The 11,192-nt window shown below is 41.2% G+C and carries 9 protein-coding genes; 4 read left to right on the top strand and 5 right to left on the bottom strand.

Translation table 11 applies throughout. The annotated features are described in order from the left end of the window. The 5 genes from ACFOEE_RS16725 to ACFOEE_RS16705 form a co-directional block, all read right to left on the bottom strand. Positions 1–752 (bottom strand): CHASE domain-containing protein (locus tag ACFOEE_RS16725; protein ID WP_377126904.1); only part of this gene is annotated, 752 nt, incomplete at its 3' end. Between the two features lie 787 nt (positions 753–1,539). Continuing rightward, positions 1,540–4,113 (bottom strand): TraC family protein, encoded by a 2,574-nt coding sequence (locus tag ACFOEE_RS16720; protein ID WP_377126901.1) that lies wholly within the window; start codon positions 4,111–4,113, stop codon positions 1,540–1,542. Positions 4,114–4,127: 14 nt separating this feature from the next. Next, positions 4,128–4,796 (bottom strand): TraV family lipoprotein, encoded by a 669-nt coding sequence (locus tag ACFOEE_RS16715; protein ID WP_377126899.1) that lies wholly within the window; start codon positions 4,794–4,796, stop codon positions 4,128–4,130. A 12-nt stretch (positions 4,797–4,808) separates the two neighbouring features. Then, the gene (locus ACFOEE_RS16710; RefSeq protein ID WP_377126896.1) at positions 4,809–5,576 is read right to left on the bottom strand and encodes a disulfide isomerase DsbC N-terminal domain-containing protein; all 768 of its coding nucleotides are present in this window, start codon (positions 5,574–5,576) and stop codon (positions 4,809–4,811) included. Beyond that, entirely contained in the window at positions 5,573–6,310 is a 738-nt protein-coding gene (locus ACFOEE_RS16705) for a thioredoxin fold domain-containing protein (RefSeq protein ID WP_377126893.1), read from the bottom strand. The genes ACFOEE_RS16710 and ACFOEE_RS16705 overlap by 4 nt, the downstream gene beginning before the upstream one ends. A gap of 254 nt (positions 6,311–6,564) precedes the next feature. Here ACFOEE_RS16705 and ACFOEE_RS16700 point away from each other — a divergent pair, with 254 nt between their 5' ends. From ACFOEE_RS16700 to ACFOEE_RS16685, 4 genes are all read left to right on the top strand, one after another. Further along, positions 6,565–7,854, top strand: a complete 1,290-nt coding sequence (locus ACFOEE_RS16700) for a hypothetical protein (protein ID WP_377126890.1) — start codon at positions 6,565–6,567, stop codon at positions 7,852–7,854. 991 nt (positions 7,855–8,845) lie between these two features. Next, positions 8,846–9,964, top strand: coding sequence for a Fic family protein (locus tag ACFOEE_RS16695; protein WP_377126887.1), 1,119 nt, complete (start codon positions 8,846–8,848; stop codon positions 9,962–9,964). 137 nt (positions 9,965–10,101) lie between these two features. Continuing rightward, positions 10,102–10,524, top strand: coding sequence for a hypothetical protein (locus ACFOEE_RS16690; RefSeq protein ID WP_377126884.1), 423 nt, complete (start codon positions 10,102–10,104; stop codon positions 10,522–10,524). A 508-nt stretch (positions 10,525–11,032) separates the two neighbouring features. Beyond that, on the top strand, positions 11,033–11,191 hold the full coding sequence (locus ACFOEE_RS16685) for a hypothetical protein (RefSeq protein WP_377126881.1): 159 nt from the start codon (positions 11,033–11,035) through the stop codon (positions 11,189–11,191). Position 11,192 lies beyond the last annotated feature (1 nt).

Below are 11,192 nucleotides of genomic sequence, written 5' to 3'. Positions count from 1 at the left end.
TGTTCGGTAATGTCACTGATTTGCAGAAAGACATCGTTTTCCAGACCTGCAACTGATTTAAGGACTTCGTTAATCAGGATTGGGGCGTAACTCCAGCCAAATAAATGTTCAAGCCGTTGCCGACTATCTTGTGGCACGGTTGTTGTTTTATATACCGGCATTAACATTAAAAAACCCTGTTGAGCTCGCTCATTTGCCTGTACTAAGGTAATGGGCGCTGTTAACCTCACATCGTTATTGAACGCCGCATCTAATGCTGCCTTGCGGCGCATTGCTTCGGAACCAATATCAACCCCCACGGCCTCTCGGTTGTTTTGCTCAGGTTCAATATAGGTGATCACAAAAAGGCTATCTTGGTGTGGCGTAAGCTGCCTGATTTGGAAGTTGTAGCTTGGTCGCTCGGCAGCCATCCGGTCTAGAAATGCCGCAGTTTGGTTTGGTTCAACTTTGATGATTAAACCAAAACCATGAGCCCCTGGAAACTCCCTTTTATAGTCTCGCACTTGCGTATAGGCCTGCATATCGTTGTAATCAAAATGCTCAGGGGATAGCAACATTACTGCACCACGGATGCCGCGCAAACCATATTGATACAGCGTGACCTTTTCCTGAACCCCTTCTGCAATTAGATTTAACCTGACAGTAACCGCATCACTAATTCGCTTTGCTTGGGTTTGTTGTTGCTGATCTACCATGGATGTTGCCACAAAGTAGCCAATAACTAATAACCCTAACGGTAGCCATAATGACATTAACCAACTGCGTAATGAAAATTTGGGAACAGAGATAAGTGACTTCATTTAATGCTCAGGAGGCTCCGATTGATATAAAAAGGGTAGGGCCGATAATTTAGATGGAAAACCAAAATCAAATTCAGAAACAATCCAGCAACTGATTTGCCTGTAGGACTCGCTCATTATGAAACAGTCGCACCAGCGCGCCGTGTTTTTAAAACAAGTTGAGCCAACCAGTAAATTAGAAACTTATTAAAAATATCACTCTAAGCTCAAAAAGCAAAACTTTCAAATTGCATTGAGCTTATGTCGATATGAATAGTCATATTTAATCTACAGAGCAAGGACAAATTAGCGCCCCCTAACATTGTCAATCCAACTTAATTGCGTGATCTACGCAAATCAATAGAAGCAGATCGCTTTGAAGATGATTGTTGTAGTAAAAAGTTAGCTTGCCTTACTGAGAAGCACGATCCGAGTGACAATCAACTCGACGAATGGATGCTGGACACTGTGGTTGAGACACATGCCATTTTGCGGTTAAAAGTCCGTCCAACTTCAGGCGTTAATGTCCGCTCTATCAAGCAAAGCATACTTTCGCATGAGTACTATGATGCGGAGAGAAATTTCTGCTTTTCGCTCATAACTGTCTGTCAGATAAAGTCTAAACTTAATCGCTTACACTCCCAGATCAAATATGAGTTACTAAAGTTATTCCTGTTACAGTCAATCCATCTCTGGGCAATCGACAATCCTCAAACTGATTTGCTTGTACACTCAAACGAAATAGGATGTCTCCCCTAAACTAAAAAGATTCCCTCGCCTCTTCCTTTATCATCTGCTCAATCGCTTGTTCCATCGTTAATCCACTATCCATAAGTGCTTGTCGTCTTACCTTTTCTTCTTTTTTTGTAGTGAGAATCAATTGGAATTTCCGGTCAGTATACAAACGGCAAACCTGAGAGTTCATGCCGTGCTTAACAAGCACTTCTGAATAGGCCTCATCGGTCAGACCTGGCTTTGGTGTTTTTGTGTCTAAGGACTTTAATAGTTCCAAATCTGTCTTTGAGCCACTAAATGCTTTTTCACTTTCCAACCGAGTTACCTGCTCGGGGTTCTGTTTCATTAACAGTAACCAAGCAGAGTTCGCGATAATCGCTCGCCCAACGCTAGATTCATAACCATCCATTACTGACTGTGTAACTAATGCGCCAGACGCGCCATATTTACGGAAGCGCCGCCAGCCAGTTTCTAGGAAGGTAGTGAAAAACTTCATCATTTCAGCTGAACTTGAGCCGTCCTCTTTTAAATATTCCCAAGCTTCATCTAGTATGAACATCTTACGACGTGCTGTACCATCGTCAGCAATGTACATCTGGTATTGAATATTCATAATCAATGACATGAGAGCGCAAACTTGCAAATGAGCATCTGCTTTTAGCTCTTCAAGCTCACAGACAATCAAGCGACCCGTAAATTGGATCGGCGGGTATTTGTTACCAAAGTAATGGCCATACAAACCACCTGCGCAAAATGGCGCTAAACACTTCCCTATTAGCGCAATGTCTGGCTCATTAGTATCGATACATGCTTTTGCTACATGGTCTATGGTGGCTTCCTTACCATATTGCGACCAGATACGAGCTAGCACTTCATGTAAACCGGCCATTTGGAGTGAGTTAACTTTTCCGTCAGGGAACGCCATCGTTAAGATGAGCGAGTGAACCATTTTGGCTGCGCCGTTTTCACCAATCCATTCATCAACCGAAGGAAACGGATTTAATGAAAACTTAAAATTGCTATCAAAAGTTATAAATTGCGCATCTTGATACTGCGATGCAACACCTTCATATGAACGCCCCACGTCGACAATAAACACTTGTGAACCGTCATCAAATGGCTGTGTATAGCCATCGAGAGCCTGCTTTTGTACACCAACACCAAGCATTGCATTCGTTAAGAAACCAACAAAGAACGATTTACCAGCACCAGAGGTGGCTGCACAATAAACGTTATAGTTTGAGTTCGTTTCAAAGAAGTCTAACGATATAACCTGCCCAGTTCTTGACGCTAACAAGATAGCTGGATTAGCGGTGTTACCTTTCCAACTGGCCATGTGCGGTGTTAGGAATGTTAGTAACTTCGATGTTCCTTGGTTATATCTAAAGCTATTTCTTGCCACAATTTCATCGACACCAAACGGCAATGTGCTCAGAAACATCGGCAGTGAATAGTAAGGCTCAGGTGATAATCCCAAATCGATATTTTTAAATATCGCATTTGCACTCTCTAAAAACTCATTGGCTTTATCTTCGTTTTCAGTGAATGACACCATCTGCATGCTGAAATTAACCAAAAGGCTTTTTTCTTGGTCCATTTCACGCTCAAGTAAGTCAAAGTCCCTACGTTGGAATTTAAGCTTATCTAGCTTTTGCAACATCTCGCCACTCGCTTGACTTCGCAGAGTCGTTTTTCTGCGTTGAAAACTTGCCCTGGCATCCTTTTGGTCCGGGTAAATAATGTTCAAGCTCAAAATAAAATGCTCTGATAATAATGAGGAACCATCACGCCAATCACCTAAAGCGGCGAGCATATTTCCATAGTAAAGGTTTTCTGGAAACTCTGTTACTGACATGGGTTTAATAAACTGACATGGTTTGCACTTGTTGTCATAGACTTGTATGCCGGTTGGTGTTGGCTCAACGTACTTGCCAGCATCTAACAATAGGTCTGACAATCGTTGTGAAGATGGTACTTCATCTTTGAATGACGGCTTGCCCTTCCATCTAGATTGACCATACATGTTTAGCAAAACGTTCATTCTGCGACGATAATCATCTTCGTTAGCAACATGAGGCGCAAGGTAGCTCAGTTGCTTCATCATCATCTTTAAGTAAGTTTTAAACTCTCGAAGCTCGCGCGGATTTGGTATCGCCTTTTTGATTGGCATTTTGAAAACAACCCAATATTCAAAGTTCTTGAATCGATACCCATTGTCGTTGATATTTGTCTGCGCTCCAGTTCTATAGAACTGCTTGATTGAGTTGGCCAGTACGTCAACCTGCTCTTGATCAGGACCAATAAATCGACTTCCCCTCACCTGTTCGTAACCACAAAGTATGTCTTCAATGTCAGGCATTGAAACCAATTGCGTTTGTAACGTTGAACCTGCTGGATAGGGTGTTTTAAAAATGGTGTCCAACCCTTTTCGGATCTTATCGTTTGATCCCGCTGAAGGTTGGCAGATAATCATCGCACCGATAGCCGGTTCATCTAGAATAAATGCTTTGTCTTCAATCCAATACTCAACGACGGGGATCAAATTACTAAAGCGTTCTCTGCGCGAAATCTTATCCATTAATTCTTTAAAAATACCCATGCTCCGGCTCCGAACTAGTTGCTTTGTGGCTCTGTTACTACACCAAGTGGATCAACACCTTGTCGCTTTTGCTGCACGCGTTGCATTTGTTCTTCAGACTTTCTCACCATATCCAACGGTACGACTCGGCTCGGTCTCAAATCGGTGGCAGGTGATTTAACCCATGTCGACTTTTGTGTGTTGACGTACAAGTAACCTGGAACATGGAAAACACCTTTATTGTCAGTGTATGAATTAACCATTATTCGCATAGGTTTTGGTTCTTGCATCACTGCTAGTGCCTCTGGTGCCATTGGTTCACCATTACTTGGCCAGCGTGCAAATTCGCTTGGTGCAGCTGCATGTTGAACACTGCCTGTGATCAATCTGCTTGGTTGATAATCTGTGCTGGTTTGCTGTTCCAGACTGCGTGGTTCATAGATGTAGTTTTGGCTCTGATCAGCCGGTTGATTAGTCTGCAATTGTGGTTTGTGTTGGTGTACCTGATGGTGTAATTCATCTTCAGAGAGTCCTTCTAGGGATTCACGGTTATTTGTTAACTCGTAGATATCGCGTGGTCCAGCACAGACTCCGCCTTTTTTTAGGTTGTTACACGTAAAATCTTGTTGGCCTATTGATGCGATACAACCAGATAACCCTAACGAACTAACAATCAATAACGTCGAACTTAATAATGCTTTCATTTCAGCTTTTCCTTACGGTTGCTCGTACCACTTGTCAAAATCTAGAGGCAATCCTTCACTCACAAGCCCATCCTCTCGAATGATGTGCGGTAGCTCTTGTATATTGAACACGCCAGACAGAACACCCGCCATTTGGATTGGTTCCTCTGAACAAACTTTTTCTATGTCATTGAATGACAATGAAGTGCCATTGATTAGATCTTGCTTGGCGGCAGCTTTATCTGTTGCGCACCAAAGTCGTCTAGCTCTATCTACAGCGTTGTTTCCACCAACCAAAGGCGCTAATACGATTGTAAAATTGTATTTTTCTGAATCTTCGATGTGTTTTAGGAATCGAGTGGTGTATTGCGAAGTTGGGTCGACAAAAGCGACTCCTGAACGAGGAAGTGTTTCATTACCGACTTTAAACGTAGCCAGCTGCTCTTCTGGTTTAAGTCCAATATTTGCAACGGGAGTACGTTGTATAGCTGTTGCATCTGACAACGTTTTGATAGTTTTCCTATGCCATACATCAACAAGACGACCGTCAAAGACAAACCTGCCGTCAGCGCTAACAACATACGAACCGTTTTCAGCTTCTACAAAAAAGAGCTTTTTCATTGGTAATTCTCGAATACCTACGATATCGCCTTTTTTTTCTAAGTTGACTTTGACTTCTTCTCGATAAGTTGATTCCCTTTCCTCAGCTGCTTTAGCGATGGTTTCAGTCAATGCCACATCCGATGCAAAGGACAGTGAGCTAGCGATAAACATGTAGGTGTAAAGAAAGTTCAGCTTCATTGCGCCCCCTTGAACATACCAAGAAGCTCCTCTGCTGGTGCGTACCCTCTTGAAATGAGTCTTCCATTGGTTGAATAAATAGCTGGAGTTCCGGCAACACCGAGCCATTGACCGAGGTTGTAACTAGCCTCAATCTCGTTCTTGCATTCAGCTTTATCGATTGTTTCATCACGCATAACCATGTTCATTGCCATTTCAGGGTTTTTTGCGCAGACAATGCTTTGCATGTTTAAGTAGCTCTGTGTATACAACTGATTATTAGATTGAGGCAGGTAAACGCCCTGTCTTGGCCAGATTGCATAGTGAATCGTGATCCCTGCTGCGTTATATTGGCTCATTTCTCGATGCATTTTTTTGCAAAACCCGCAGGTTGTATCAAAAAAAACAACGGCTTCGTATTTCTCATTTGGAGCTTTGTAGGAAACGAAACTAGGTTTAATTCGAGCGATTTCTTTCGCTGCCTCTTCCGCTTTACGCTCTGCTGTCAGATTTAATAACCCATTTTCAAAACGATGTATTTGGCCATTGATTAGATGTTTGCCATCGTGTGTAGAGTACATGACGGTTCTGTCAGTAACGATTTCGTAAAGCCCGGACTCATGTTCGCTAATTGATTTAATTTCAAAGCCAGTGAGATTAGTCAATTTATCAGCGATTGTGTCTTGCAGATCTTGTGCATAGCTGTGCAGGCTTAACGAGGCAAGAATTAAAGAACCAATTAACTTCAGCTTCATAACAAAACTCCAAACTTAGATTGACCAGCATTTTTGCAAGCAACAAAGTTTTTTAGTCAATTTTGGATCGGCATATTTCCGTTTGTAACGATTTTCCAAGTTCGCCTTGCCCATAAGTTATCCACTATTTCTGTGTACAAATCGATGCCAGACTTGTGGATAACGCTGATTTCTCTCACTTATTCAAAACGAATTGGATGCATTCTTGTGAACCTGCGATAAGATTGTTGAATTGATTTAGGAACTACACATTATTGCCAATGAAAACGTTTGAGTTAGAACAAGAGCGCGGTTGCTCTTTTGAAATGAATACCGAAAATCAAAATATTAAACTGGTCGTAACGGATATTTTGCCCGATGTGCTTGCTTTGACTGGTCTAGATTTGCAATCCACGGAGTTAAGTATTAATGAATTTTTCGCAGAGCGTAGTGCTGGTGCTTTTCGTACCTTCAAAACATTTGTTTATCAACACACATCGATAATTTTGACGCTTGATACCTCATCGCAATTAGGTGCTAGATGCCGATTATTCTACTTGGGTGATGGCGTAGTTGCTTTGCAGGCTCCTGATCACGTAACAATTACCAAGGAGAAACAACCTAACTTTGTTGCACCTAAATCATACTTACCAGCTGGTATTGCTTGTGCGCTCGAACAAATTGAGTCTTCAACTCCAGACACAACCGAAGAAATTGGTTATTTGCTCGCGCAAGTTGATTTAACTGCCACCAAGCTGATCGTGTTACAACATGATTATGTTACTCCATCGCTTGAAGAACTTATCACATCTGAAATACACAGCTTGAATTTGCTAAAGCAAAAACTAAAAGCTAAGCAACATAAATTAAGAAAGGCACCAAAGCTTGAAGCGTTGAGAAAAACCATCCTAATCGAAAAGCTAAAAACGTTCTTAGTCCAAAACGGTTTCGAAGCTCAAGTGTCTGAGTTTGAAATTCAAGCATTACGAGAAGCGTCTAAAAGTGTTGCTGATGGTCAGAATTTAAAATCAGAGCCAGACGTAATTCAAAGCCTTAACAATACGAATGACTTAAAGCAGCATCGGCTTCATAAACGCTTTGAAGATTTTTTTAGACCAAACCAGGTGCCATTCCCTCTACCCATTGCTAAATGCAAGCATTGTCAATCCATAGCAAAATTAACCAAAGTTAAAGGAGCTAAAGGCAAGTCACTTTACCAAATAGGTTGCTCAGGTTGTGATACGCATCCTAAAAGTAACCAGCATAAACGAGCATCGTACTTGGTTTACCTTTGGAATAAAGAGTGTGCAGACATAACAATGTCACCGACTGAAATTAAGGCGTTGCATTACCTAGTTAACGAAGATCCTGAACTCAAAACATATCTACAAGACTTATCGAATTACTTGGACTTATACGCTGATGACATTAAGACGACTAAAGCAATGTGCGACGCTGATCAGCTAAGTTACTTTGCTAGTATTGAAGGTAAAATTGACCATCTAAGGCATGCTATAAATTTAGCAAAGCTGTTCCAAAAGAGACGTTCTGTTTCCAAACAGTAGCGTCAATTCCACTTAGTATTACTCTGATTGAGCATTAAGAGATAGCTACGCTCTTCGACCTTCGCAGCTACCAGCCAACATAGCATCATAAGGAGGAAACTATGTCTACGAGCAATGTTAACACAAAAGCCATTCGACTAATCGAGTTTGTTAATTGGCCTATTGAAATGAAAAGAGCGTACTTAGCTAATACGTTGTCTTCAAGCAGCAACGCAATGAAGCTGTATTTGATGCACTCAAAATTCGGTCTTCCAACCTCTTAAAGATTAATATATAGATTAAGATTAGAATAGATTAAAATAGATTAAGGGCGTTAAAAACGCTTTTAATCTATTGTTAATATTGAATTTAATCTTATAAACTGATGCAATAAACCTACCGAAACCGAAGCATTAAACCTATCGAAACCGACGCATTAAACCTATACATCGACATGATATCACAATAACTTACACACAGGTTTCCCACATTCCTCGGTGATTTTAAAGACTGATGCATTAAACCTACATATGATTTTGTGCTTTTTTTCATCAGAAAGTGTTGATTTAGGCTGTTCACCATAAACCGAAGCAGTAAACCTATATAAAATAGCGTTCAATATTCAACCAATGCAATAAACCTACCTAATCCAGCGCAATGAACCTACATGTCATTAGGTTAGCTATTCACACCTCGTACATCATTGATTAGTTCATTTGTGATGATTTAACAGCCAAATAGTAACAGTGAACTCATTGTCAGCGATTGACTCTGAGAACTGAGATTTTAAAAATAACTGTTATATAGGGAAACCAACGCATCAATCCTACATATCTAATGGATATATACCGATTATGTTATCTATCCTTATAAAAAATAACTTTGTTCCTAAAAACTGTTTTATTGATGTGATTGCCGGATTTAATCACATCACCTTTTGATTTGATTAAATCCAATAATCGAATCATAATATGATTTGAATGTAGTTATTTTTCGCATCATAGGTATGAGCATGTGGATATGGGAACAAGATGAGTGGCCCAATTTTTCTTGGGATAAAGACAGAATCGAACCTAAGTTGAGAGACGTCCGTTTACATCAAGGGGTTCTTCTAGGAAAGATGCTTTGCCAAACAGAAAACCACAAACAAAGCATGCTGGATACCTTACTTGCAAACATCGTTCATTCGAGTGCCATCGAAGGGGAAAAGCTAAATGCTTTTTCAGTACGCTCGTCATTAGCAAATAAACTCGGCCTGTCTGAAGAGAGACCCTTTCCGACTTCCCCTCGCACTGATGGTCTTGCCGAAATTATGTTAGATGCTGTAGATAACTTAGAAGAGCCACTAAAAAAAGAGCGGATTTTGCACTGGCACAAGTGCCTTTTTGTTGAAGGCTACACATTGTTCAATCCTGTTATTGGAGGCCAGCTGCGCGGTAATGAGCCTATGCAAGTTGTATCCGGTAGGCTGGATAAGCCAACTGTACATTTTGAAGCACCTGGACGAGAGCGGCTTGACCACGAGTTAGACATATTTATTCGGTGGTTCAATGAGTCACGACTGCAACCCAATTTAGATCCACTACTTAGAGCGGGAATTGCTCACCTATGGTTTGTCACTTTACATCCATTCGACGATGGCAATGGCAGACTCACTCGTCTATTGACCGATTTAGCACTTGCCCAAGCTGAGCGCCAATCTGTCCGGTTCTATGCGATGTCGGTTGCAATCTTGACTCGACGGAAAAGCTACTACGACATCTTGGAGCAAACTCAAAAAGGCCAGTTAGATATTACTGATTGGCTAGTCTGGTTTTTAGACACCTTACATGAGACCTTTACTAATGTGCTTCTAGAGATTGATAGGACAACAACCAAAACAAACTTTTGGCGCAATATCGATCAAACCTTGCTCACAAAAGAACAAGTTAAGGTACTAAATCGAATGCTTGACGGTGAATTTGACCAAGGCATTAGCACTTCACAGTACCATAAGGTAGCAAAAGTAAGTAAACCAACTGCGACACGCCACCTAACTTGGCTAGTTGAATTAGGTTGCTTAGTTAAAAGTGAAGCAGGAGGCAGAAGCACTCGATATACATTGATGCAAAAATGGAAAAGAAATGAGTAGATAAATTAGCATCTTGGCTGATGGTCGGCGTATTTCTCTAATAGATAAAGGTAGCTTGGATGGTGTTTACGCCACTATGCAAAATAGTCAATAACAAGAGCTTCTAGCAAGCGTTAGTCATATCAAGGATTCGAGCCATGATTTTCAAGTTTTGGGAAAAGCTCCCACATAAAGAATGCGTGCACCCCGATGACCAAGAGGTCATCGAGCAACACAGAGATATTTTTGAATTACATGTTCCGCCAGGCCACATTAACGGAAATCTAAAAACAGCACCCGTGATCGCGCTTTTCCTTAACCCTGGCTTTGAAGAGGAAGACAAGCAAGGACTCGTAGATGAAGCTTGTCGAGAGCTCCTATTTGAACAAATCAAAGGTGAGAGTGACTTTCCTCTCTGGTTTAATCGATGGAGAGAATGGTTTTTACCACGAGCAAGGCTCGATGGTACGTCAGACGAAGAGGTCGCAAAGAACGTATCCATTTTCAATGTTTGCGCCTATGCTTCGAAAGATGCAAGGCAATTAAAGCCCGCTATTCTGAATAGTCTGCCAAGTACCTAGGTGGCAATTGATTACTTACATGAGGTTCTTATTCCTCAGGCTCAAAGAGGGGAACGCTTCATTGTCATATGCAGAGCAGCTTGGGCATGGAAACTCAAAAAAACCATCGAATGCGACACTATAAAATTTGTAAAAAATCCTAGAGGTGGTTATTTCGGCCCTGAAATTCGAGCACAAATTAAGGAATGGATGAGTTCTAAATCAATAGTTACGGCGTTGTAACCAGTGCTGTACCCGACCACCTACACTAACGCAAAGCAGCTCCACTTCGGCGACTGAGAAAGGTGTTAAGACCTGCTATTAGCACGATTGATAAAGTGAACAAAGGGCGTGAAGCGCATAATTAGACAAACTCGAATTTGGACAAAAATAAGTTTCGAATTTAATGTTCCCCGACACCGACAAATGAATGTTTAATTACATAGATGACAATATACTATTGAACAGGATTGTAGTAATGGCATTTTATTGCCTTGTCAGTTAGAATTTAAGTAACACAGGAGGCGTTATGACAAACACTGTTGCTAAAGTAGCGACCGAGCGCAAGACGAAGTTTACCCCCAATATGGAAAACTTTAAGGTCAGTTTGAGCTACGAAGGCCTTTCACTCAGAAAGGATAGTGAAGGCAAAACGATTGCGGATTTAAAACGCAAGTATGCGCGATAAG

The sequence above is a fragment of the Pseudoalteromonas fenneropenaei genome (genome assembly GCF_042643375.1).
Classification (GTDB): Bacteria; Pseudomonadota; Gammaproteobacteria; order Enterobacterales; family Alteromonadaceae; genus Pseudoalteromonas; species Pseudoalteromonas fenneropenaei.
Note: the sequence above shows the minus strand (reverse complement) of the source record. Positions and strands in the feature narration are given on the sequence as shown.